This is a genomic window from Aquabacterium sp., assembly GCF_030652515.1.
Lineage (GTDB): Bacteria > Pseudomonadota > Gammaproteobacteria > Burkholderiales > Burkholderiaceae_C > Aquabacterium.
The window spans coordinates 173,762-197,499 of the sequence record NZ_JAUSAR010000013.1 but is presented as its reverse complement, the minus strand read 5'-3'; the positions used below and the strand labels follow the sequence as shown (position 1 = coordinate 197,499).

Below are 23,738 nucleotides of genomic sequence, written 5' to 3'. Positions count from 1 at the left end.
GATTGATAATGGGGTCACCTTCATTGCACTGGCCCCACATGCTCGACCACCTGACGCCTTTTCTGATCCATTGGGGCATCACTGCCCTGTCACTCTGGGCGGCCAGTCACCTCTTCAAAGGCTTGAAGTTTGACGATGCCTCGTCGCTGATCGTGTCAGCCCTGCTGTTGGGCTTTGCCAATGCCGTCGTCAAGCCGCTGCTGGTCTTGCTCACGCTGCCGCTGACCTTGATCACCTTTGGCCTGTTCCTGCTGGTGATCAACGCCTTGATGATCATGCTGGTGGCCGCGCTGGTCAAAGGCTTCAAGGTCTCCAGCTTCTGGACGGCGTTTTTTGCCAGCATCTTCATCGCCTTGCTGAGCATTTTCATCGGCTCGTTCATCACCAACGACAGCCCGGCCAACACCATCCAGATGCCGCACGGTAGCGGCACCTGGCTTTGATGATGAAGGTCTAGAGGCGGCCCAGCAGCTCGGACTTCTTGGCCGCAAACTCTTCCGCGCTGATGAAGCCTTTGGCCTGCAAGGCGGCCAGCTTCTCGATGGTGGCAAAAATGTCGGAAGCATCTGCCGTGTTGGCAGGTGCCGGCTCGAAACGCTGCGGCTGAGGCGTTGGTGCGCTGTAAGCAGGCGCCGAGCGTTGGGCACCCTCGCCCGACACCACCGGCAAGGCCGCCACATCGATCAGGCCGTATTGGCTGGTGAAGCTGATCGAGCCGCTGCCCGATTGCTGCTGCGAGAAACCACCGATCTGGTGGTCCAGTGTGTCGTAAACCGTGACGCGCCCGCCCACGTCGATCGCCAGGCGACGCGCCTGCGCGAAATAGGCATAGCGCACGCCATTCTGGGCACCGGTGCTGTTGGGCCAACGCAAATCCGCGGGCCACCAGTCGTTGGAGGTGCCGGGCACGAACAGGCTGGCCGATTCGTTGTACCCCCCGCCTTGCGACTGGGAACTGCCCTGGTAAGCACCATTGTTTTGCTGTTGCTGCCCACGTGAATCCTGCCCGCCCTGGCTTTGCGATTGGAAGCTGCCGGTGCGGATCAGGTTGGGCTGGCTGGCGATCAGGTTGGCCAACTCAAAGCACAGGCCATCCACCCGCCCTTTGAGGTGGTTGTTGAACATGTCGGACACCATGGTCATGCCACCCCGCATCCACTGCCCGTAACCACCGAACTCGGGGTGATTGAACTGGGCCATGCCGCCGTTGCCTTTGATGACCGAGTCAAGCATGCTCATGACCGCGTCCGGGCTGAAGCCGGTGCGGTTAGCGATGTCGTTGATGGCCTGCTGGCCGGAGCTGGAAAGTTCACGCATGATGGGTCTGCCTGCTTGCATTTGATCGAGGAGATCAGCAATTCGCATGCCGACGGGCAGCAGGTTACCCCAGCGGGGGCACACCGGCCGGCGCGCGGTCGAAAGCCCTCAACACCAAGGCCAGCGCAATGGCGGCGAAAGGCATGGCCAAGGGGTTGACCAACCCGGCCACGATCGGGGCCAGGAAGAGGAACAAGCGCAAGCCCCAGCTGTATAAAATGCCAGCGCGCCGCACATAGTCGATGGCCATGGAGGTTCGGCGCTGGCGCTCTTCGGAACCCACCGGCAGCGACATGATGAAGCTGCCATGGCTGAAGTAGCGCATGGCCGTGGCCGAGCACACGTACGAGGCGAACAAGGTGGTCAGCAGCAGCAGCTCCAGCACCAGCCGGGTGGACAGTTGCTGCAGGCCGAACAGGGCCATGTCCTGGGCCACGGTGGTCGAGGTCACGGTGAGCGTGCCCATCAAGGCCAGCGCCGCGGTCGAGGCCGTGATGGTGGCCGACATCAGCGAGTTGCGAAGCGCCTGCACGGCCACGATCTCGGAGCCCGCCTGCCGAGACAGGGCCTGCACCCATTCCACACGCAGCAGGGCGTGGGCCGAACGGGCCGTGGCCAAGGGCTGGCGGCGAGACAGCCTCGACAGGTTCAGTTCATAAGCGCCCAGGATGGCCAGGGACAAAAACAGGGAGAGCCAGGGGATGGTGCTGTTCATACCCCCTGTTTACCACATCAGGTGGACGCCGATGAGGGCCTGGGCGCCGATGAACAGGGTGTCGAGCAGGAGCAAGGTGGGCAGCTTCCAGCCAGCGTCGAAAAGTTGCTTGAGGGAGGTGCGCAAACCCATGGCCGCCATGGCCACCAGGATGAAGAACTGCGATGCCGTGATCAACCCCGCCTTCACAGCCGGTGAAAACAGGCCGGCCGAGTTCATCACCACCAGGGCCGCGAAGCCGACCAGGAACCAGGGCCGAGGCGCCGATCCCGCCGTCACCTGCGCCGCCCGCTCGCGGAAGAACCAGGCGATCAGCAGCACCGCTGGCACCAGCAAGGCCACGCGCATCATCTTGGTCACCGAAGCCACATCACCTTCGGCCGCCCCCATGTGGTAACCAGCGCCCACCACCTGGGCGACGTCGTGCACCGAAGCGCCCAGGAACACACCCGCCTGGACACCGCCCAGTTGCATGGCATGCAGCATGGCCGGGTAAAGGATCATGGCGCTGGTGGACAGACAGGTCACGGTGACCACCACCAGCAGCACCAGGGCTGGCTGGACACGCCTGGGGGTCAAGGCATCGGCCACCGCCAACGCGGCAGACGCACCGCAGATGGCCACCGCCGCCCCGGCCACCACCGCATCGGCCACCGGGGTGCGCAGCCAGCGGCCGATCACCACGCTGACCAAGATGGTGGACACCACGCACAGCACCAGCAGGGCGAAGGTGTGCAACCCCAGCTCAGCGCATTGCGCCCAGGTGATGCGGGCGCCCAGCAAGGCCACCCCGATGCGCAAGCCCCGCGAACCGCAATGCAGGCAGGCCTGTTGGATGTGCGGTTGCTCGTGCAGAAAGTTCAACACCATGCCCAGCAGCAGGGCATACAGCAAGGCCGGGCCGCCCTGGTGGTCGGTGAGGAACTGCGCCGCGATGGCAATGGTGACGGGCAGCAACGCGCCCCGCGCGATGGCGCCCCAGCTCAACCACCAGGCCGGTGTGCGTGCCAGGGCCAGGCCGGTCATGGCGAGGTCGGCAAGTGTGCGGCTTGCGCCTCGGCCAGGTCCACCAGGTAAGGGTAAGGGTAGATGCCCCGCACATGGCCGTCCGAGAACTTCAGGTGGATGGCCGCCCCCATGGATTCCCACCCCACGATGTGCGTTCCCTCAGCCACTTGCGGCAGCTCACCCTTGCGTCGGCCCGATTCACAGAAGGCGCATTTGCATGCCGCCCTCAGCATCGCGTCGGGCAGGTCGATGCACCGGCCATCCTCCAGGCGCAAGGTCAGCACCTCGCGCTGCTGGTCGATCAAGAGTTCTTCAATCACGGTCAGGGCTCCTTCAGTGCATCAAACCCTCGACCCCGCCGGGGCCGATCTCGGTGCTCAGGCCTTGCAAGGCGCCATCTTTCAGATCCGCCCCCATGGCGCTCAGGCTTTCCTCGCGGATCAGTTGCTTGATCTGCTGGACGATGCGCAGGAACTCGGGCGAGCTGGTCATCGCCGGTGTGCGCGGGCGGGGCAAGGGCACGCGGATCTCGGCCTTGATGCGCCCCGGCCGCGCCGTCATCACGTAGATGCGGTCCGACAGGAACACGGCCTCGTCGATGTCGTGCGTGATGAACAGCACCGAGATGCGCAGACGCTGCCACATGTTGGTCAGGATCTCCTGCATGACCACGCGGGTCTGCGCGTCCAGCGCCCCGAAGGGCTCGTCCATCAACAGCACCTGCGGCGACGTGGCCAGCGCCCGCACGATGCCCACACGCTGCTTCATGCCACCAGACAACTGGTCGGGGTAGTGGTTCTCGAACGCCAGCAGGCCCGCCATGGACAGCAAGGTGCGCGCGGCAGACACGCGCGAGGTGCGGTCCACCCCCTTCATCTTCAAACCGAACTCGACGTTCTTGCGCACCGTCATCCATGGGAAGAGCGAGTACTGCTGGAACACCACGCCCCGGTCGGCGCCAGGCCCCTTGACCGTGCGGTGGTCCACCTGCGCCGTGCCCGACGAGGCCTGCAGAAAGCCCGCCACCACATTGAGCAAGGTCGATTTTCCACACCCCGAGGGCCCGATGATGGAAACGAACTCGCCGGGTTGCACCTGCATGGACACGTCGTCCACGGCCCGCACCAACTGCCCTTGCGCTTCGAAGCTCACCTCCAAGTGATCGACCTGGATCAGGCCCTTGACGTCGCTGTGGGGATGTCTGTCCATGGGGTTCTCCTTCAATCGTGGTTGGACGCGCCGTAGGCCATCCAGGGCATGACCGATCGGCCCACCAGGCGGATCAGCCCCGAACACAGCAGGCCCAGCACGCCGATGACGATCATGCCGAGCGCGATCTCGGAGTAGCGCACCAACGAGTAGGCCTCCCAGGTGAAATAGCCGATGCCGAACTGACCCGAGATCATCTCGGCCGCGATCAGCGAGACCCAGGCCACCCCCATGCCCAGGGCCAGGCCCGTGAACACATGGGGCAAGGCGCCAGGCAGGATGACTTCGAAGAACATGGCCCGCTGCGTCACGCCCAGGCTCTGCGCGGCGCGGATCAGCACCTTGTCAACCGCCTGCACGCCCTGCATGGTGTTGAGCAGGATGGGGAAGAAGGCCCCCAGGAAGGTGATGAACACGATGCTCACCTCATTGCTGGGCCACAGCATGATGGACATGGGCACCCAGGCGATGGCGGGAATGGGGCGCAGCACCTCCAGCGCGGGGAAGACGAGCTCACGGGCCGCACGAAAGCGTCCCAGCAGCAGGCCCAGGCCCACGCCCACCACCGAGGCGATCGCGAAGCCCAGGAAGATGCGCTGCAGGCTCAGGTAGATGTGCTTTTGAAAGCGCGCATTGCCGAACAGTGCCTGCGCGTCTTCCCACACCGCCGCGGGCGCGGGGATGTTGTTGAAGCGGATGTAGAAGTCCAGCCGGTACTTGACCGCCAGGTGCCACGCCAGGAGCAGCGCGCCCAGGGACAGCGCCGCACTCAGGGCGGTGCGCACCGCGCGCCAGGGCAAGCGCCGCGCTGGCTTGGATGAGTTGAGGGCGGCAGCGGTGGGCACCACATGCAAGTTGGGCGCCCCGGGCCCAGGGGCCTTGGCCGACGGGGCCATCACAGGTTCGGCGATGCGCATGGCGGGCTCCTGTTCAGTGGTTCACTTGATGAGCGCGAGCACTTGCTCGTACACCAGCACCTTGCCCTTGACCTTCGCGGCCATCTGCTCCGCGTCCTTCTTGAGCAGGAAGGGCTCGATGACCAAGGCCTTCGGATCCTGATCATTGACCGCGAAGAAGGCCTTGTCGGCGAACAGCTTGATGTTCAGGTTCTGGTCGAAGAGGTAGGCCGCGGCCAGGGCCTTGCCTTGCCCCGTGAACTGCTTGATGGCCCCCAGGGTGCAGGCCGCGCTGCTGTAGGCCATCAGCTCACCGGACTTGAGCCACACCTCGCCCGCCTCGATGGACTTGGCGATGGGCTTCTTGCAGAAGGTGTCCTGGCCACTGATCTCGCTGCCCGCGAAGCTGGCCTTCTGCGCCTCATAGTCCTCGCCACGCTCCTTGAAGGCCGCGCGCACATAGCTGTCGTCCACCCAGGCATTGACATCGAACTGCTTGACCCGACCCAGGCGCTGCAACACACCGGTGTCGTACCTGATGGTCTCGACCCACTTGGGCTTGATGCTCGGATCGAGTGTGTGGATGCCAGCGGGGCCCAGGAACATGTAGACCACTTCCTTGTCGATCTTGGTCCACTCGGCGATCTTCTCGGCGGCCAGCTTGGGGTTCTTGCGCACCCAGTCATTGGCCTCCATCACCGCCTTGAGGTAGCCCACCACGAACTCGGGGTACTGCTTGGCAAAGTCCTCGCGCACCACCACGCCGTGGAAGGTTGGCAGCTTGGTCTCGACCCCGTCGAAGATCTTGCGGGCAAAGCCCTTGAACGGCAGCAATTCCATGAAGGGCACGAAGTCGGCGTGCGCGTCCAGCTTCTTCTCTTGCAAGTTGGTGGTGCCCACCTCGGGGCTTTGCGAGGAGAGGTCCCAGAAGTCGTCCTTCCAGCCACGGTCTTCCATGGCCTTGAGCAACATGCCGTGCGCGGCTGAGCCGAAGGGCGCAGAGATGCGCTTGCCCTTCAGGTCTGACAGCTGGTAGTAGGGCGAGTCCTTGTGCACCACCACGCCGTTGCCCGCACCAAACTGGTTGTAGGCCAGGATGGCGATGAGCTTGCTCTTCGTGTCATTGCCCGCCTGGAAGGTGGCGCCGTTCACCAGCAAGGGGTAGTCGCCCATCATGCCGATCTGCAGCTTGCCAGCCATCATGCCGTTGGTCACCGGTGGGCCCGAGGTGAAGTTCTGCCAATCAATGACGAACTTGATGTTGGCGTACTTGCCGGTCTTGGGCAGGTGCTTCTCCAACAGGCCCAGTTTGTCCAGCACGATGCCACCCGTGACGGTGTTGGTGGTGGTGTTCTGGGTGCCGATGCCCACGACCACCTCTTGCGGGGCGGCATGGGCCACGGCGGCCATCACTCCCCAGGCCGCGCCCAGGGCCCAGGTGAACAAACTTTGATTCGATGAACTGCGGATCATGAAATACTCCTGATGCAATGCGTTGAAACTGGTCTTGGCTTGTCATGACATCTGCATGACGCGTGCCATGGCCGGGGGCTTAACTCAATCGAACACGGGGGTCTCCACGCCCAGCACCTGGTGCAATTTGGGGCTGGTGGTGGTGTATTGCAGGTGAATCCGCTTGTCGGGGAAGATCAGCGGTGCGGCGGCGAATGCGGCGAGCGCGGCTTCGTGGAAGCCACTGAGGATCAGCTTCTTCTTGCCGGGGTAGGTGTTGATGTCGCCCACGGCGAAGATGCCCGGCACATTGGTGGCAAAACGCTCGGTGTCGACCTCGATCTGCTTGCGGTCCAGGGCGATGCCCCAGTTGGCGATGGGCCCCAGCTTGGGGCTCAGGCCAAAGAAGGCCAGCACCGCATCGCAGGGCATGACCCGGGTCACGCCATCGCCGCCCGTCACCTTGACCGCGCTCAAGCGGCCATCGGCCTCCTGGAAGCCCGTGACCTGGCCGACCTCGAACTGCATCTCCATCTCGGCACAGTGCTGGCGCATCTTGGCCACGCTGGCCGGGGCAGCGCGGAATGCATCGCGGCGGTGCACCAGCACCACACTCTCGGCTTGCTGCGGGCCGGGCTGCACGAAATTGAGCGCCCAGTCCAGGGCCGAATCGCCACCGCCCACGATCACCAGGTGCTTGCCGGCGAAGTCGGTCGGCTTCTTGACGCGGTAGAACACCTGCGATCCCTCGAAGCGGTCCAGTCCATCGACACGCAAGGTGCGCGGCTGAAAAGAGCCCACGCCACCAGCGATGAAGATCGTCCGCGCCAGGAACTGCGTGCCCTTCGAAGTGGCGACCAGGTGCCGTCCATCAGCTTGCGGGATGACCTCGACCACTTCCTGCCCCAGGTGGAAGGTCGCGCCAAAAGGCTCGATCTGTTGCAGCAGCTTGTCCGTCAACTCTTGCCCAGTGCACACGGGCACGGCGGGGATGTCGTAAATGGGCTTGTCGGGGTACAGCTCCATGCACTGGCCGCCCGGGTGGGCCAGCGAGTCGATGATGTGCGCCTTGATCTCCAACAAGCCCAGCTCGAACACCTGGAACAGGCCGACCGGGCCCGCACCGATGATCAGCGCGTCGGTCTCGATGGGTTGCTCGATGGGCGTGCGTGCATTCATGGCTCAGGCCTCCGCGATGAGTTGGTCGTGCTTGCCCTGCACATCGCGCCAGTCGTCGGCATCGGGCAGTGGCGCCTTGCTGGCGGTGATCACGGGCCAGGTCCTGGACAGCTCATCGTTCAGGCCCAGATAGATCTGCTGGTCGGCTGACAGATCACCTTCATCGACGATGGCGTTGGCCGGGCACTCGGGCACGCACACGCCGCAATCGATGCATTCGGTGGGGTTGATGACCAGGAAGTTCGGGCCTTCGTGAAAACAATCAACGGGGCAGACTTCCACGCAATCGGTGTACTTGCATTTGATGCAGGCTTCGGTGACGACAAAGGTCATGACACGCTCCTTGGTGTGTGATGAGCAGACCAGTTCAGTTCAGGCGGCCAGCCGCGACAGCGCCAGGCGCGCCAGCTTGCGCACATCGGGGTCGGGGTCGTTGGCGGCGTTCTCCAAAGCGGGCTTGGCCTCGGGATCGCCCACCTCGCCCAAGGCCACGGCGGCTTCCTTGCGCAGGTTGCTGACCTCGTGGTTCAAGGCTTCGATCAAGGCGGGCAAGGCAAGGCGCGCTTTCAGCTTGCCCAGCGCTCGGGCACAGGCCACGCGCACCTGCCAGTAGCTGTCGGCCATGCTCTGCATCAGCGCTGGCACGCAGCCCGTGAGCTGCAGCTTGCCCGCCGTGTTGGCCGCTTCCTGGCGCACTTGCCAGGACTCGTCGGTCAGCGCGCGCACCAGGGCCGGGCTGGCGTCGGCGCCGCTGGCAAAGCCCAGGCCACCCACCGCCACGCGGCGCACTTCCGCGTCAGGATCGGACATGGCCGCCTGCGTCAGCTTGTGCAGCGCACCGGGGTTCTTCAGGTAGGCCAGCACCCCCAGGGCTTCGCGCCGCACGGCCGCATCGCTGGATTCGGTGGCGATCATGGCCGGCTCAAAGGCCGCTTCCACCCGCAAGGCGCGCAAGGCCTTCAAGGCATTGGCCTGCACCTGGGGTTCGGGGTCGCTCACCATGCCCAGCAACAGGCCGCCCCATTGGGGCTCCTTCAGCTCGGTCAGGGTTTGCGCCACGGCCTGGCGAACCTCCGGGCTCTCGTCCTTGAGCATGGGCACCAGCACCGACACCACGTCTTCCTGCTCGATGCCTTCCAGGGCCAGGGCCGCATCGGCGCGAACCCCGGGGTGCGCGTCGCCGAGGGCGGCAGTCAGCAAGGGGATGTAGTCGTCTTCCTCGCTGTAGGGCAGTTCGCGGATGGCCACGCGGCGCACTTCGGGATCGGCGTCGGCCAGTTGCTGGCGCAGCAAACTGGGCTGCGCGAAAGGATGAGAAGCAGTCATGGCAAGCCTTTCAACGCAGCAGATAAGGGATGCTGACCTCGACCGCGCCAGTGGGGCAGTCGGTCTCGCAAGGCATGCAGTACCAGCACTCGTCGTACTTCATGTAGGCCTTGCCTTTGACCATGTCGATGGCCAGCACATCGAGCGGGCACACATCCACGCACACGGTGCAGCCTTTCTGGGCAATGCATTTCTCTTCATTGATGACCACCGGGACGCTGGTGGGCGCGAGGGCTTGGGGCATGGTGTTCTCCTGAGGGATGACAGGTGACTGAAAGGTCAGGCGGCTTCGGCCTGCTTGACGACGCGAAGGCGGTCGTAGGCCTGCTTCTCGTCGTCGTCCAGCTTGAACAGGTAGGGCTCGACGGGGCGCTTGAGGCTTTCCATGCCGTTGGCGCCCTTGCGCAGGTGGCAATGGGCAAACCATTCGGCGTCATTGCGCTCGGGGTGATCGGCACGGAAGTGGTAAAGGCCCCAGCGGCTTTCTTCGCGGAACAGCGAGGCGCGCGCGGCCATCTCGGCACAGTCGATGATGTGGTGCACTTCCATGCAGCGCATCAGCTCATGCGGATTGCGGGCATGCATCGAAGGCAGGTCGGCGCGCACCTGGGCCAGACGGTCCAGGCCGATCTCCATCTTGCGCGTCACCTTGGGAGGCTGCAGGTAGTCGTTGACCAGGCGGCGGATCTTGTACTCCACCTGGTTGGAAGGCAGGCCATCGTCACGCTTGAAGGGCGCTTCGATGCGCGCCTTCTCGCGCTCGATCTGGCCTTCGTCGATGCCGACCGCGCCCTTGGTGGCCACGTAGTCCGCCGAGTTCTCGCCGCAGAACCAGCCATAGGTGAAGGCGCCGAGCATGTAGTTGTGCGGCACGGCGGCCATGTCACCGGCCGAGTACAGGCCGGGCACCGTGGTTTCGCCGCGTTCGTTGATGTACACGCCCGAGGCGCTGTGGCCGCTGCAGAAGCCGATTTCGGAGATGTGCATCTCCACCATCTTGTTGCGGTAGTCGGTGCCGCGCCCTTCGTGGAAGCGGCCCCGGCTGGGTCGCTCGTTGGTGTGCAAGATGGTTTCGATGGTCTGGATGGTCTCCTCGGCCAGGTGGTCCATCTTCAGGAAGACCGGGCCATTGCCGCTTTGCAGCTCGTTGTAGAACTCCATCATCATCTGGCCCGACCAGTAGTCGCACTCGATGAAGCGTTCGCCCTTGTTGTTGGCCGTGTAGCCGCCGAAAGGGCCGGTCACGTAAGCACACGACGGGCCGTTGTAGTCCTTGATCAGGGGATTGATCTGGAAGCATTCCAGGTTGGCCAATTCAGCACCCGCGTGGTAGGCCATGGCATAGCCGTCGCCCGCGTTGGTGGGGTTCTCGTAGGTGCCGAACAAGTAGCCCGAGGTGGGCAAGCCCAGCCTGCCCGCCGCGCCGCAGCACAGGATCACGGCCTTGGCCTTGATGACCACGAAGTCGCCGGTGCGGCAGTCAAAGCCCAGCATGCCCGCCGCCTCGCCATGTTCGTCCAGCAAGATGCGCGTGGCGATCACGCGGTTGGTGACCTCGACGCGGTGGCGCTTGAGCTGGCGGTACAGCACCTTCTTCATGTGGTGCCCTTCGGGCATCGGCAACACATAGGTGCCGATGTGGTGCACCTTGCGCATGGCGTAGTCGCCGGTCTCGTCCTTCTCGAACTTCACGCCCCAACGGTCCAACTCTTCGATCGTCTTGTAGCTGTTGGCGGCATAGGCGTAGACGGCAGCCTGGTTGACGATGCCGTCGTTGGCGATGGTGATCTCCTTGACGTACTGCTCGGGCGTGGCGTGGCCCGGCACCACGGCGTTGTTCAGACCGTCCATGCCCATCGAGATCGCGCCGCTGCGCTTGACGTTGGCTTTTTCCAGCAGCATCACTTTCAGCTGCGGGTTGCGCTCCTTGGCTTTGACGGCGGCCATCGGGCCGGCCGTGCCGCCACCGATCACCAGGACATCGACTTCGTATTGCACCGTGTTCATGGCTTAGCTCCGTGAATCAAGATTGGGGTTGGGACTGGCGATCGATCCGCAGGCGGTACTGGAAGGCATCCCCGCGGTAGTACAAGAATTCGTAATCGACGGGACGGCCGTCCTGCGTGAAGGTCAGGCGCTCCATCTTCAAGACGGGCGAGCCCTCCTCCACCTTCAGCAACTCCGCCAGGCTCTCGTCGGCCAGGATGGCTTCGATGCGCAGCTCGGCCTGGCCCAGCGGCAGGGCCATCTGGTTCTCCAGGATCGAGAAGATGTCGCGCTGCGCCAGGTCGGCGCGCTTGAGTTGCTCGCCAATGCTTTTCTCAAAGTAGCTGACGTCCAGCGAGATGGGTTCGCGGTTCAGCAAGCGCACGCGGCGGATCTCGGTCACCGCGCTGCCTGTGGCCAGGCCCAGGCGCTCGGCCACTTGCCGCGTGGCCTTCTGCGTGCGCACACTGATCAGGCGGTTGTAGGTTTCGTGGCCGTGGCGGCCCATGGCCTCGCCAAAGCCTTCAAGCTGGCCCAACTCTTGAAACGCCTTGGGCTTGGACACGAAGGTGCCCTTGCCATGGATCTTGAAGATCAGGCTTTCGCTTTGCAGATCACCCAAAGCCTGGCGCACCGTGATGCGGCTGACGCTGAAGGCCTCAATCAACTCGCTCTCAGAGGGCAGTTGCTGGTGCGGCTGGTAGGTGCCGTCCAGGATGCGGCGCCGCAGCTCTTCCTTGATCTGCGCGTACATCGGTTGGGGCGACAAGCGCAGGACCGGTGCGATTTTTTGGGGCTTGGGCGTCATGTTGGGGCGGCAGCGTCGGGTTTTGGGGCAATGCAGCCAGAACACACTTGTTCTGACTCGTCATGACAAGTTCATTGCAAACCTTGTGCCAGATCAACCGGGCCCGATCCGCGCGGCGCGTCAGTCGATGGCCAGCCGGTAAGGCACCATCGTTGACTGCTTGAAGCCGTTCATCTCATAGAAGCGATGGGCCGCCACGTTGTCGCCATCGGTGAGCAAGGTAATGCGCCGACAACCTTGCTGGCGCGCCAGTCCAATGGCCCCCTGCAGCAAGGCGGCACCGATGCCGACGCCTCGGCAAAGCGGGTCCACCACCATGTCTTCCAGCAGGGCCACGCGCTCGCCCAAGGCGGTGGACACCGTGTACAGCAGGTTGACCATGCCCACCACCTGCCCGCCTTGCCGGGCCACCACGATCAGGCCGATCTGCTCGTCCCCGATGATGCGTGTCAGACCCCGATGCTGCGCGGCTTCTTCCGGCTTGAACTCGGCCTCTTGCGTGAACAAGGTGGTGAGCAGGGCACACAAGGCGGGCAGATCGCCCAAGGCGGCGGGGGTGATGTCGATGCGCATGCGCCAAGGCCTTTCAGGGTGGTCGTCGTACACTGAATCCAGTGATGAACAAGCTTGCCCACAGGATACCCATGGCCAACGGAACGCGCGCGGACAACCAGGCACAGGCCCCATCTTTGGAAGAGTCCGTGGGCGCCGCGATCCGCGAGTTGAGGCAACGGCATGGCCTGACCATCGCGCAGGTGTCCGAGCAATCGGGCATCAGCCGGGGCATGTTGTCCAAGATCGAGACCGGGCAGACCTCGGCCGGCATGGAGTCGCTGGCGCGCATCGCGCGGGCGCTGGGCGTGTCGATGTCGATGCTGTTCCGCAAGTACGACGCGTCTTCAAGCAGTGCGCAGCACATCAAGAAGGGCCAGGGCATGGAAGTGGTGCGGCGCGGCACCAAGAGCGGCCACACCTACCACCTGCTGGCCTACGACCAGGGGCCGACCAAGCTGTTCGAGCCCTTCCTGATCACGATGGACGACGACTCTCAGCGCTACCCCACCTTCGAGCACCCGGGCACCGAGTTCATCTACATGCTCGAAGGCGAGATCGAGTACCGCTGCGGGCAGGAGACCTTCTTGCTGGAGCCGGGCGACACGCTGACCTTCGAAGGCTCGGTGCCACATGGCCCCGAGCACCTCACGCGTTGCCCCATCAAGTTCCTGTCGGTCATCATCTACCCGAAGGCCGTGGAGTAAGCCGCCACGGCCTTCGCCGCTCATCACGAGTGGTAGGCGCTTTCGCCGTGCGAGGTCAGGTCCAGGCCCGTGCGTTCGTCTTCCACGCTGACGCGCAGGCCGATGGTCACGTCCACCAGCTTGAAGGCGATGACGGACACCACGCCCGACCAGACCACCGCGATGCCCACGCCCCACAACTGGCTCACCAGCTGCGTGGCCATGTCGAAGTCGGCGACCTTGTTGGCCACGTAGTCGTAGACGCCCGGCCCGCCCAATGAAGGCGACACGAACACGCCGGTGAGGATGGCGCCCAGGATGCCGCCCACCCCGTGCACGCCAAACACGTCCAGGCTGTCGTCCATGCCCAGCAGGCGCTTGAGGCCGTTGACGCCCCAGTAGCAAGCCACGCCCGCCAGCAGGCCGATGACCATGGCGCCCATCACGCCCACGAAGCCGCAGGCCGGGGTGATGGCCACCAGACCCGCGATGGCACCCGAGGCAGCGCCCAGCATCGACGACTTGCCCTTGAAGATGGCCTCCACCAAGGTCCATGAGACCGTGGCCGCGCAAGTGGCCAGGAAGGTGTTGAGGAAGGCCAGTGAGGCGGTGCCCGTGGCTTCGAGGTTGGAGCCGACATTGAAGCCGAACCAGCCCACCCACAGCAGCGAGGCGCCGATCATGGTCATCGTCAGGCTGTGCGGGGCCATCAGCTCCTTGCCATAGCCAGTGCGCTTGCCGATCATGAAAGCCCCCACCAGGCCGGCCATGGCCGCGTTGATGTGCACCACGGTGCCGCCCGCGAAGTCGAGCGCGCCCTTCTGGAACAGGAAGCCTGCGGTGGCCGTGGCCTTGGCCGCCGCGTCAGCATCAGTGTAGGCATCGGGGCCAGTCCAGTACCAGACCATGTGCGCCATGGGCAGGTAGCTGAAGGTGAACCACAGCACCATGAAGGCCAGCACCGCCGAGAACTTCACGCGCTCGGCCAGCGATCCGATGATCAGCGTGGGCGTGATCGCCGCGAAGGTCATCTGGAAAGCGATGTAGATGAACTCGGGCACCACGACGCCCTTGCTGAAGGTGGCGGCCATGCTGTCCACCGTCACGCCTTTCAGGAAGAGCTTGTCCAGCCCGCCGATGAAGGCATTGCCTTCGGTGAAGGCCAGACTGTAGCCATAGATGCACCACAGCATGCCCAGCAGGCAGAAGGTCACCATGACCTGCATCATCACCGAGAGCATGTTCTTCGTGCGCACCATGCCGCCGTAGAACAGCGGCAGGCCGGGCACCGCCATCATGATGACCAACAAGGTCGACACGATCATCCAACTGGTGTCGCCCTTGTTGGGCACCGGGGCCGCAGCGGCTTCCTGGGCCAAGGCGGGCAAGGCCAGCACGCCCAGGGCCGTGGCCCCCAGCAGTGTCAGCGTGGCAGACAAACGTTTCATGGGGACATCCTTGTGGTTGGGGACCGGGTGATTCGTGGGCGGAGGGGCTGTATGCAATCCACATGCCAAAGATTCCTCTCAAGAAACCTTGATTCCTTGCGCTATAGCTGGATGCGGGTGTGCAACAGGACGGTGTCGGGGCTTTCGGATTGGATGAGGCCAGGCTTGCCAGGTGTTGGCAGCAAAAGATCCCCCACTTCGTGGTGCGTGGTGGTGCCTTGCTCTGGCGATGCCCATTGGCAGGCACCAGCCAACACCAGCACAATGCGGCGGGACGTGGCCGATGCTTCAAGCACCAAGGGGCCGTGCTCATGGCGGATCAGCGTCACTTCGGCAAAGACCCCGCCACGCCGCGTCATCACGTTCCAGAAGCGCGCCGGGCGGCCGGTCAAGGTCACGGCGCTGTCGGCCTCGCCGCTGAAGCGCACTGTGTCGCCGACGTGCGCCATGGTGTTCGGCGTGCAGGCGACGACCAAGGTCAAGGGGCCACCGGCGATCAGCATGGCCTGGCGGTCCATGTTCGGGAAGCGCGAGAAGGCCCCGCTGGTGGTGATCTCGGCAGCACTGACGCGCCACAATTCACCACCAGCGTCTTCTTCGCCACGGGCCACGGTGCGGGTCACGCCACCCCCATTGCGCCAGGGCTCGGGCGGCAGGTCAAGCAGCCTGCTCATGAGACCGCGCCCTTGCCGTACAAGCCCGTCAGCAAATGACCGGTCCTGAAACGCTCCAAGGCATACGGCGCCAGCGACACGTCGGTGGGCAAGCCCAGCGCCTCTTGTGCCAGCAGCCGTCCAACCCCCGGCGACAGCTTGAAGCCATGGCCCGAGAAGCCATAGCCCACGATCAGGCCCTTCACATCGGGCAGGCGACCCAGCACCGGGTTCCAGTCGGGCGTGACATCGTAGACCCCGGTCCATGAGGAGGCCAGGCCGGCCGTCTCGTACGTGAGAAAGCGCTGTGCCACTTGCTCGCCCACCTCGACCATGTAGTCCAGCGAGATGTCGCCCTGCTCGTTGTCGGGCGCGGGCAGGGTCTCGCCCACGGTGCCCTCGCTCACCAGCATCTGCGTGCCGCCATAGCTGCGGCAGTACAGCATGCCCGGTGAGCCCAGGTCTTTGAACACGGGCATCTGGAAGGTGTAGGGCTGCGGGCCTTCCAGGGCCAGCACCGCGTGGCGCTCGGCGCTCACGGGCGTGAGGATGCCGGTCCAGCGTTCGATGTCGGTGGCCCAGATGTTTTGCGTGCTGATCACCGTGGCGCTGTGGAAGGTGCCACGCGAGGTTTCGACGCCAAGCACTTGACCACCCTCGACCAGCAACCGCTGCACCTCCACGCCCTCCATGATCTTGACGCCCAGGCGCCGGGCCGCGCGGGCGAAGCTGGTGGCTGTCAGGTAGGCGTCCGCGAAACCCGCTTCGGGCTCGTGTCCGATCAAAGCGGCATCGTCGAAGTGCGCGATGGGCAACAACTCACGCGCCTGAGCACGGTTGATCAGGTTCACTTCGATGCCCTGGGCCACCTGGCCGGCCAGGGCCTGACGCAGTGGTTCCAGCTTGGGGCCTTCGGGCGCGCAGATCAGGTAGCCGCATTTCACCAGGCCGCTGGCGGCGTCCTCGTCACCCAGGTAGCCAGCCAGGTCCTTGAAGATGGCCCAGGAGGACTTGGCCAGCTCGACGTTCTCGCGCACGGAGTAGTGGGTGCGCAGGATGCCGGAGGACTGCGAGGTCGTGCCCGCACCGATCTGGGTTCGGTCGAGCACCAGCACGCGCTGCGCACCAAAACGAGCCAGGTGATAGGCCACTGAGCTGCCAATCACGCCGGCCCCGATCACGATCACGTCGTAGTTGTTGTTCATGGCTGTCCTGGGGTTCAGTTGGCGGGGTGATTCAGCGTAGCGGCGAGGAGTTGGCCCGACCTTTGCATCAGTGAAACTTATTCAATGCTGAAGTTTTTCTGTTGCACTTCACCCAGCCCTTGCAAGGCCATCACGATGGGGTCCACATGAACGCCGCGCCGCCCTTCGCCACCCTCGTCCCTGTTGAGCCCATCGCCTCGGCTTGGCCCGACTTGCGCACCCTGCACGCCTTCGTCACCGTGTGCGAGGCGGGCTCGATGTCGCTGGCCGCCGCGCGCCTGGGGGTGAGCCAGAGCGCCATCAGTCAGATGGTCAAGGCGCTGGAAGCCAGCTATGCGCTGCAACTCTTCGACCGCGAAGTGCGCCCCGCCCAGCCCACGCGCGCTGGCCGGGCTTTGCTGGCCGCCTCGCAAGACCTGCTGATCCAGGCTCGTGCGATGCACGAACAGGTGCGGGCGAGCGCGCGGCAGGACATTGCCCACATTCGTCTGGGTTGTGTGGACTCCTTCGCCGCCACGGTGGGGCCTGAACTGATCCGTGCGCTGTCGGGCACCGCGCGCCAGATCCAGATGTGGTCGGGCCTGACACCCAGCCTCAGCGCACAACTGCAAAGCCGCGAGCTGGACCTGGCCATTTGCACCGAGATGAAGCTGGAAGACGCGCGCATCCAGCAGCGCCTGATCTGTTCTGAATCCTGGGTGCTGGTGTTTCCCAAAGACCAAGCCTTGATGCCACTGACTTCGGCGCGTGAGCTGGGCACGCTGGTCGGCGCCCTGCCCCTCATCCGCTACAGCCAGCGCTCGGTCATCGGCCAGCAGATCGATGGGCTGCTGCGTCACTTGGGCGTGCGAGCGCCACGCCGCTTCGAGTTCGACGCCACCGACCCCCTGCTCAGCCTGGTGGCCGCCGGTCTGGGCTGGGCGATCAGCACGCCGCTTTGCCTCTGGCAATCGCGCCAGTACCTGGACCAAGTGACCGTGCTGCCCTTGCCGCCCACCCGCCTAGGCCAGCGCGACTTCTACCTGCTCTCGCGCGAAGGCGAATGGCCTGGCCTGAGCCAGGACGTGCTGCGCGTGGTCCGCCAGTTGATCCGGCAGGACACCGCGCCCGCGATTGCCCGCGCCATGCCCGCCCTGCCGCGCCCGGCCCTGATCTGCCCCGACGACGAAAGCCCAGCGCACCGGACCTCGCCATGACCAAGCTCGACATCACCGACCACCCGACCTACACGCTGCAGCGCGGTCAACAGCCGCTGCTGATCTCCATCCCTCACCTGGGCACCTTGTTGCCCGACGAGGTGCGCATGCAGTTGCTGCCCGAGGCAGACGCGCTGTGCGACACCGACTGGCACCTGGACCACCTCTACGACTTCGCCTTGGACCTGGGCGTGTCGGTGCTGGGCGCCAAGGTCTCGCGCTACGCCATCGACCTGAACCGCCCCGCCACGGGCGAAAGCCTTTACCCCGGCCAGGCCACCACTGGCCTGTGCCCCACGCAAACCTTCCGGGGCGACCCTTTGTATGCCCCCGGCCACGAACCCGATGCCGCCGAGGTGCAACGGCGTTTGGACACCTACTGGCGTCCCTATCACCAAGCCCTTCAAGCCGAGCTGGACCGCCTGCGCGCCCTGCACGGCCAAGTCCTGCTGTGGGAAGCGCATTCCATCGCCAGCGTGCTGCCCCTGCTCTTCGACGGCAAGCTGCCCGACTTCAACTTCGGCACCGCTGAAGGCCGCAGTTGCGCGCCGCCCTTGATCAACGCGGTGCTCGCGCAGTTGCCCACCAACGGCACCCTCACCCACGTGCACAACGGCCGGTTCAAAGGCGGCCACATCACCCGCCATTACGGCCAGCCTTCGCAAGGCGTGCACGCCATCCAGTTGGAAATGTGCCAGAGCCTCTACATGGAAGAAGCCGCCCCCTTCGCCTACCGGCCCGACCTCGCCCTGCAGGTGCAGCCACTTCTCAAAAACCTGATCAGCACCGCAATCACACAGATTCGCTTGACGCCATCCGGCGCCTGAGTTAGATTCACAACAAGAACATTAGATTCATTACAAGAAACAACGCTGAGGCTTTCGCAAACCACGTCATCTCATCCAAAGATGCCTTGCAGGAGCCCTTTCCGATGAACGCTCTCACCCTCGACGGTCGCGCCGCCAACGCGGCCACCTTGCCGCCCCCGCAGCGCTTCACCAACGTCCAAGACGCCCAGCGCTACCTCACCGAACAAGGCGTCGGCTACGTGCTCGCCCAGTTCGTCGACATCCACGGCGTGGCCAAGGCCAAGTCCGTGCCCGTGGCCCACCTGCCCACCGTGATGACGGACGGCGCGGGCTTCGCCGGCTTCGCCATCTGGGGCGTGGGCATCGACCCGCACGGCCCTGATTTCATGGCCGTGGGCGACCTCGCCACCATCAGCCTGGTGCCCTGGCAACCCGGCCTGGCCCGCATCGTCTGCGAAGGCCACGTCAATGGCGAGCCCTGGCACTACGACAGCCGCGTCACCCTGCGCCGCCAGATCGAGCGCCTGAGCGCCAAAGGCTGGACCTTGTTCACCGGCCTGGAGCCCGAGTTCTCGCTGCTCAAGCGCGGCATCGAAGGCCGCATCGAGCCCTGCGATGCCAGTGACAGCCTGGCCAAGCCCTGCTACGACTACAAGGGCCTGTCGCGCACCCGCGTCTTCCTGGAGCGCCTGTCGGACGCCCTGCGCTCGGTCGGCATCGACGTCTACCAGATCGACCACGAAGACGCCAACGGCCAGTTCGAGCTGAACTACACCTACACCGATTGCCTGACCTCGTGCGACCACTTCATCTTCTTCAAGATGGCCGCCAGCGAGATCGCCAACGAGCTGGGCCTGATCTGCTCCTTCATGCCCAAGCCCTTCTCGAACCGGCCGGGCAATGGCATGCACATGCACCTGTCCATTGGTGATGGGCAACAGCGCAACCTCTTCCAGGACAAGGCCGACCCGCGCGGGCTGGAGCTGTCCAAGATGGCGTACCACTTCCTGGGCGGCCTGCTGGCGCACGCACCGGCCTTGAGCGCCTTGTGCGCGCCCACCGTCAACTCCTACAAGCGCCTGGTGGTGGGCCGCTCGCTCACCGGCGCCACCTGGGCCCCGGCCTACATCAGCTACGGCGACAACAACCGCTCGTGCATGGTGCGCATCCCCAAGGGCCGCCTTGAACTGCGCCTGCCAGATGGCGCCGCCAACCCCTACTTGGCCACGGCCGCCGTGATCGCCGCAGGCCTGGATGGCATCGAGCGCGAGCTGGACCCAGGCGAGCCCTGCAACGCCAACCTCTACGACTGGAGCGAGGTGCAGTTGAAGGCAGCAGGCATCGGCCTTTTGCCTCAGAACCTGGACGCGGCCTTGAATGCGCTCGAAAGCGACAAAGTGATCCGCAAGGCCTTGGGCCCCGTGGCCGACGAGTTCATCAAGCTCAAGCGCATGGAGTGGATCGAGTACATGCGCCACGTCTCCGAATGGGAGATCAAGAGCTACCTGGAATTTTTCTGAAAGAGAACACCCCAATGTGCGGAATTGTCGGACTCCTTTTGAAAACGCCCTCGCTGCGCGGCCAGCTCGGCGAGTTGATGGTGCCCATGCTGATCGGCATGACCGAGCGCGGCCCTGATTCGGCTGGACTGGCCGTGTTCTCGCAACCCTTGCCAGAAGGGCAACGCAAGATCAGCGTTTACTCGGGCCTCACGCCTGAGGCCGATCGCTATGACTGGCCCGTGCTGATCGGCTCGCTGAACGAGGCCTTGAAGGTCAGCGCCACAGCGCAGCTCAAAGGCAACCACGCCATCCTCACCTTCGAAGGCGATGTGGACCCGGTGAAAGACTGGGTCAATGCCTTCAACCCCAAGCTGCATTTGCTGTCGGCCGGCCGCAGCATCGACCTCTACAAGGACATCGGCACGCCTTCGCAAGTGGCCGCGCGCTATGGCTTCAACCAACTGGCCGGCAGCCACCTGGTGGGCCACACGCGCATGGCCACCGAGTCGGCCGTCACGCCCGACCGAGCCCACCCTTTCACCGCCGGTGAAGACTTCTGCCTGGTGCACAACGGCTCGCTGTCCAACCCCAACGGCATCCGCCGCATGTTGGAGCCACGCGGCATCAAGTTCGAGACCGACAACGACACCGAGGCGGCTTGCCGCTTCCTGGAATGGCGCCTGCGCGAAGGCGACGACCTGCATGGCGCCTTGCAAAAAGGCTTCGAGGCCCTCGACGGCTTCTACACGTTCCTGATGGGCACGGCCACCGAGCTGGCCCTGATCCGCGACCCCTTCGCCTGCAAGCCTGCCGTGGTCGCCGAGACCGACGACTACGTGGCCATCGCCAGCGAGTTCCGCTCGCTCGCCCATTTGCCCGACATCCAGCACGCCAAAGTGTTCGAGCCTGCCCCCGAGGAGATGTACGTATGGAAAGCCTGAGTTTCGATTTGAGCCGCGCCACCGTGCGCCAGCTCAACCAGCACCTGCACGGCCCGGCCAATGAACTGGCCGACCAGCACGTGGAGGTCTTCAATCCCGATGGCGCGCACAACCTGGCCGTGGGCATCAACGCGCCAGTCAAGGTCACCATCCACGGCCACGCGGGTTACTACGCCGCCGGCATGAACAAGTTCGCCGACGTGACCATCGAAGGCAGTGCCAGCACCGGCGCGGCCGAGAACATGATGAGCGGCAAGGTCCACATCAAGGGCTTTGCCTCCAACAGCGCAGGCGCCTCGGCGCATGGCGGCCTGCTGGTCATCGATGGCGATGCGGGCCTGCGCTGCGGCATCTCGCTCAAGGGCGGCGACATCGTGGTCGGCGGCTCGGTGGGCAGCTTCTCGGGCTTCATGGCGCAAGCCGGGCGCATGGTGGTCTGCGGCCACGCGGGCGATGCGCTTGGCGATTCGCTGTACGAAGCCGTGATCTACGTGCGCGGCGACATCAAGTCGCTGGGCGCCGATGCGCAAATCGAGCCCTTGCTGGACGCCGACATCAGCGCCTTGACGCAACTGCTGCAAGACGCAGGCTTCAAGCATGACCCGCATGAGTTCAAACGCGTGGCCTCCAGCCGCAGCCTTTACCACTGGAACGCCGACGCCGAGCAGGAGTACTGATCCATGAACGCCCCCACCGAACACCCCATCGCCTTCAAGCCCCTGCAACGCGAAGAGTCGGCCCTGTTCGACCGCAGCACGCTGGACTACATCCACCGCGCCTCGCAAACCGGTTTGTACGAAATCCGCGGCCTGGGCGCCAAGCGCGCACTGCCGCACTTCGACGACCTCGTCTTCCTCGGCGCCTCGCTGTCACGCTACCCGCTGGAGGGCTATCGCGAGAAGTGCAGCACCCGCACGGTGCTGGGCACCCGCTTCGCCAAGAAACCCATCGTGTTAGAGACGCCCATCACCATCGCCGGCATGAGCTTCGGCGCCTTGTCGGCCAATGTGAAGGAAGCCTTGGGCCTGGCCGCCACCGCCATGGGCACCTCGACCACCACGGGCGACGGCGGCATGACCCAGGAGGAGCGCCAGTCCTCCAAGACCCTGGTCTACCAATGCCTGCCCTCGCGCTACGGCTTCAACCCCGACGACGTGCGCCGCGCCGATGCCATCGAGGTGGTGCTAGGCCAGGGCGCCAAGCCCGGCGGCGGCGGCATGCTGCTGGGCCAGAAGGTCAACCCCCGCGTGGCCAAGATGCGCACCCTGCCCGAAGGCGTGGACCAGCGATCAGCGTGCCGCCACCCCGACTGGACCGGCCCCGACGACCTCACCATCAAGATCCAGGAACTGCGCGAACTCACCGATTGGGAAAAGCCCATCTACGTGAAGGTGGGCGCCACTCGCGTCTTCAACGATGTGAAGCTGGCCGTGCACGCGGGCGCCGACGTGATCGTGGTCGACGGCATGCAAGGCGGCACCGCGGCGACCCAGACCTGCTTCATAGAACACGTGGGCATCCCCACGCTGGCCGCCGTGCGCCAAGCCGTGGCGGCGCTGGAAGACCTGGACATGGTCGGCAAGGTGCAGTTGATCGTGTCGGGCGGCATCCGCACGGGTGCCGACGTGGCCAAGGCCTTGGCCCTGGGCGCCGATGCCGTGGCCATCGGCCAGGGCGTGTTGATGTCATTGGGCTGCAACCGCGACACCTACCAGCAAGGTGGCCAATTGCTCAGCGCGCAGGCCGACTACGCGGCACTGGGCACGCAAGCAGGCTTTTGCCACCACTGCCACACCGGCAAATGCCCCGTGGGCGTGACCACGCAAGACGCGGTGCTGGAGCAACGCCTGGAGCCCGCCTGGGGTGCCAAGCAGCTCAAGAACTATTTGAAAACTTTGACGATGGAATTGACCACCCTGGCACGGGCCTGCGGCAAACAGAACGTGCACCACCTGGAGCCCGAAGACTTGGTAGCCCTCACGGTGGAGGCGGCGGCCATGGCGCGTGTGCCACTGGCCGGCACCAACTGGATCCCGGGGATGGGGCCCAGCGGCATCTGAATCAGCTGGCGGCGGAAGCACCCAGGCGGCGGGATTCCACTTCAGCGCGCTTCTTGCGCGCTTGCTCGTCGCTCACGGCATCCTTCAGCAAGGAGGCTTGCAGCTTCTGGGCTTCTGGCTTGTCCAGGTCGGCATTGGCCACGCGCTGGGGCAGATCGTCCAGCAGTTGCTCGGCCAGCAGCTGGCGTTTGGCCATGTCATTGGAGTGCTCCATCGACTGCCACAGCTCCAGTTGCTTCATGAAGCGCAGCTTGTTGACCAGGCGCGTCAGCTCCGCGTCGGGCGTGGCGTTTTGCTGGGCAACGCCTTTCAGCATCGTCCACTCCATTTCAGACACGAACTCCGGGCGCTCCGTGACAGGCCCCGTGATGGGCTTCATGGCGGGCGCACGCGCCACGACCTGGGCGGCAGCGGCTTGTTGGGCCATCAAGCCCGCCTCGGTGGTGGGCAAGGCGGCCGCGGGCTGGGCCAGCGCCACTGGCTGGACCAGAGCAGCGGCCTCGGGGGCAGGGGCCGAACTGGCCACAGGCTCGCTCACGGCCGCATCATCGCGGTGGGACCACCACCACAGCACGGCCGCCATCGCCCCACCAATCAGGGCCAGCAAGGCGAACCACTGTTTGCCCGCGCTGCGCGCCACTTGAACTTGTGCCATTTTTCGAATCCTTAGATTTGTTCCGCCAAATCGGTGTCAACCGGCAGTGTGCACAGGGTGGGACAAAATGCCCACTCAGTAAAACCCGGGCGAGAAAACCCGTAGAAAGACAAAAGGCCGACCCGCCTTTTCAAA

General features: G+C 64.7%; 26 protein-coding genes. 8 read left to right on the top strand and 18 right to left on the bottom strand.

Annotated elements, in window-relative coordinates:
* The first annotated feature begins 38 nt into the window (after positions 1–38).
* Positions 39–443: a phage holin family protein gene (locus tag Q7V20_RS03350; protein ID WP_304787160.1), complete on the top strand. Its 405-nt coding sequence runs from the start codon at positions 39–41 to the stop codon at positions 441–443.
* 10 nt (positions 444–453) lie between these two features.
* Here the strand turns inward: Q7V20_RS03350 and Q7V20_RS03345 are convergent, their stop codons facing one another.
* The 14 genes from Q7V20_RS03345 to Q7V20_RS03280 all read right to left on the bottom strand — a co-directional run bounded on the left by Q7V20_RS03345 (position 454) and on the right by Q7V20_RS03280 (position 12,469).
* Entirely contained in the window at positions 454–1,317 is an 864-nt protein-coding gene (locus tag Q7V20_RS03345) for an SHOCT domain-containing protein (protein WP_304787158.1), read from the bottom strand.
* Between the two features lie 64 nt (positions 1,318–1,381).
* On the bottom strand, positions 1,382–2,032 hold the full coding sequence (locus Q7V20_RS03340; RefSeq protein WP_304787157.1) for a DUF599 domain-containing protein: 651 nt from the start codon (positions 2,030–2,032) through the stop codon (positions 1,382–1,384).
* Between the two features lie 9 nt (positions 2,033–2,041).
* Positions 2,042–3,058, bottom strand: coding sequence for a YeiH family protein (locus Q7V20_RS03335; protein ID WP_304787155.1), 1,017 nt, complete (start codon positions 3,056–3,058; stop codon positions 2,042–2,044).
* Complete coding sequence (locus tag Q7V20_RS03330) at positions 3,055–3,360, bottom strand: DUF971 domain-containing protein (RefSeq protein ID WP_304787153.1); 306 nt, start codon at positions 3,358–3,360, stop codon at positions 3,055–3,057. The genes Q7V20_RS03335 and Q7V20_RS03330 overlap by 4 nt, the downstream gene beginning before the upstream one ends.
* Before the next feature lie 13 nt (positions 3,361–3,373).
* Positions 3,374–4,249 carry an ABC transporter ATP-binding protein gene (locus Q7V20_RS03325; RefSeq protein ID WP_304787151.1) on the bottom strand — a complete coding sequence of 292 codons (876 nt, stop codon included), beginning with the start codon at positions 4,247–4,249 and terminating at the stop codon, positions 3,374–3,376.
* Between the two features lie 11 nt (positions 4,250–4,260).
* The gene (locus Q7V20_RS03320) at positions 4,261–5,166 is read right to left on the bottom strand and encodes an ABC transporter permease (protein ID WP_304787149.1); all 906 of its coding nucleotides are present in this window, start codon (positions 5,164–5,166) and stop codon (positions 4,261–4,263) included.
* 21 nt (positions 5,167–5,187) lie between these two features.
* On the bottom strand, positions 5,188–6,618 hold the full coding sequence (locus Q7V20_RS03315; protein ID WP_304787148.1) for an ABC transporter substrate-binding protein: 1,431 nt from the start codon (positions 6,616–6,618) through the stop codon (positions 5,188–5,190).
* An 84-nt stretch (positions 6,619–6,702) separates the two neighbouring features.
* On the bottom strand, positions 6,703–7,776 hold the full coding sequence (locus Q7V20_RS03310; RefSeq protein ID WP_304787146.1) for an NAD(P)/FAD-dependent oxidoreductase: 1,074 nt from the start codon (positions 7,774–7,776) through the stop codon (positions 6,703–6,705).
* Positions 7,777–7,779: 3 nt separating this feature from the next.
* The gene (gene fdxA / locus Q7V20_RS03305; protein ID WP_304787143.1) at positions 7,780–8,109 is read right to left on the bottom strand and encodes a ferredoxin FdxA; all 330 of its coding nucleotides are present in this window, start codon (positions 8,107–8,109) and stop codon (positions 7,780–7,782) included.
* A gap of 39 nt (positions 8,110–8,148) precedes the next feature.
* A complete protein-coding gene (locus tag Q7V20_RS03300; RefSeq protein ID WP_304787141.1) occupies positions 8,149–9,102 on the bottom strand; it encodes a HEAT repeat domain-containing protein in 954 nt (317 codons plus the stop codon).
* A gap of 10 nt (positions 9,103–9,112) precedes the next feature.
* A complete protein-coding gene (locus Q7V20_RS03295; RefSeq protein WP_230180168.1) occupies positions 9,113–9,346 on the bottom strand; it encodes a ferredoxin family protein in 234 nt (77 codons plus the stop codon).
* 35 nt (positions 9,347–9,381) lie between these two features.
* Positions 9,382–11,109 (bottom strand): fumarate reductase/succinate dehydrogenase flavoprotein subunit, encoded by a 1,728-nt coding sequence (locus tag Q7V20_RS03290; RefSeq protein WP_304787138.1) that lies wholly within the window; start codon positions 11,107–11,109, stop codon positions 9,382–9,384.
* Positions 11,110–11,125: 16 nt separating this feature from the next.
* A complete protein-coding gene (locus tag Q7V20_RS03285) occupies positions 11,126–11,896 on the bottom strand; it encodes a GntR family transcriptional regulator (protein ID WP_304787136.1) in 771 nt (256 codons plus the stop codon).
* A 120-nt stretch (positions 11,897–12,016) separates the two neighbouring features.
* Positions 12,017–12,469 carry a GNAT family N-acetyltransferase gene (locus Q7V20_RS03280; RefSeq protein ID WP_304787134.1) on the bottom strand — a complete coding sequence of 151 codons (453 nt, stop codon included), beginning with the start codon at positions 12,467–12,469 and terminating at the stop codon, positions 12,017–12,019.
* A 71-nt stretch (positions 12,470–12,540) separates the two neighbouring features.
* Here Q7V20_RS03280 and Q7V20_RS03275 point away from each other — a divergent pair, with 71 nt between their 5' ends.
* Entirely contained in the window at positions 12,541–13,155 is a 615-nt protein-coding gene (locus Q7V20_RS03275; protein WP_304787132.1) for an XRE family transcriptional regulator, read from the top strand.
* Positions 13,156–13,178: 23 nt separating this feature from the next.
* Here the strand turns inward: Q7V20_RS03275 and Q7V20_RS03270 are convergent, their stop codons facing one another.
* The 3 genes from Q7V20_RS03270 to Q7V20_RS03260 all read right to left on the bottom strand — a co-directional run bounded on the left by Q7V20_RS03270 (position 13,179) and on the right by Q7V20_RS03260 (position 16,440).
* A complete protein-coding gene (locus Q7V20_RS03270) occupies positions 13,179–14,582 on the bottom strand; it encodes an ammonium transporter (RefSeq protein WP_304787130.1) in 1,404 nt (467 codons plus the stop codon).
* Positions 14,583–14,683: 101 nt separating this feature from the next.
* Entirely contained in the window at positions 14,684–15,256 is a 573-nt protein-coding gene (locus Q7V20_RS03265) for a HutD family protein (protein ID WP_304787128.1), read from the bottom strand.
* Positions 15,253–16,440, bottom strand: coding sequence for an FAD-binding oxidoreductase (locus tag Q7V20_RS03260; RefSeq protein WP_304787126.1), 1,188 nt, complete (start codon positions 16,438–16,440; stop codon positions 15,253–15,255). Before Q7V20_RS03260 ends, Q7V20_RS03265 begins: the two co-directional genes overlap by 4 nt.
* 146 nt (positions 16,441–16,586) lie before the next feature.
* Between Q7V20_RS03260 and Q7V20_RS03255 the strand changes: the two genes are divergently transcribed.
* The 6 genes from Q7V20_RS03255 (at position 16,587) to Q7V20_RS03230 (ending at position 22,948) form a co-directional block, all read left to right on the top strand.
* A complete protein-coding gene (locus tag Q7V20_RS03255; protein WP_304787124.1) occupies positions 16,587–17,636 on the top strand; it encodes a LysR family transcriptional regulator in 1,050 nt (349 codons plus the stop codon).
* Complete coding sequence (gene hutG, locus Q7V20_RS03250; protein WP_304787122.1) at positions 17,633–18,463, top strand: N-formylglutamate deformylase; 831 nt, start codon at positions 17,633–17,635, stop codon at positions 18,461–18,463. The genes Q7V20_RS03255 and hutG overlap by 4 nt, the downstream gene beginning before the upstream one ends.
* Before the next feature lie 104 nt (positions 18,464–18,567).
* On the top strand, positions 18,568–19,965 hold the full coding sequence (gene glnT, locus Q7V20_RS03245; protein WP_304787120.1) for a type III glutamate--ammonia ligase: 1,398 nt from the start codon (positions 18,568–18,570) through the stop codon (positions 19,963–19,965).
* A gap of 14 nt (positions 19,966–19,979) precedes the next feature.
* Complete coding sequence (locus Q7V20_RS03240) at positions 19,980–20,888, top strand: amidophosphoribosyltransferase (protein WP_304787118.1); 909 nt, start codon at positions 19,980–19,982, stop codon at positions 20,886–20,888.
* Positions 20,876–21,565: a protein glxC gene (locus Q7V20_RS03235; protein WP_304787116.1), complete on the top strand. Its 690-nt coding sequence runs from the start codon at positions 20,876–20,878 to the stop codon at positions 21,563–21,565. Before Q7V20_RS03240 ends, Q7V20_RS03235 begins: the two co-directional genes overlap by 13 nt.
* A gap of 3 nt (positions 21,566–21,568) precedes the next feature.
* Complete coding sequence (locus Q7V20_RS03230) at positions 21,569–22,948, top strand: FMN-binding glutamate synthase family protein (protein WP_304787114.1); 1,380 nt, start codon at positions 21,569–21,571, stop codon at positions 22,946–22,948.
* A gap of 1 nt (position 22,949) precedes the next feature.
* Here the strand turns inward: Q7V20_RS03230 and Q7V20_RS03225 are convergent, their stop codons facing one another.
* Complete coding sequence (locus Q7V20_RS03225) at positions 22,950–23,603, bottom strand: hypothetical protein (protein WP_304787112.1); 654 nt, start codon at positions 23,601–23,603, stop codon at positions 22,950–22,952.
* Positions 23,604–23,738: the final 135 nt, after the last annotated feature.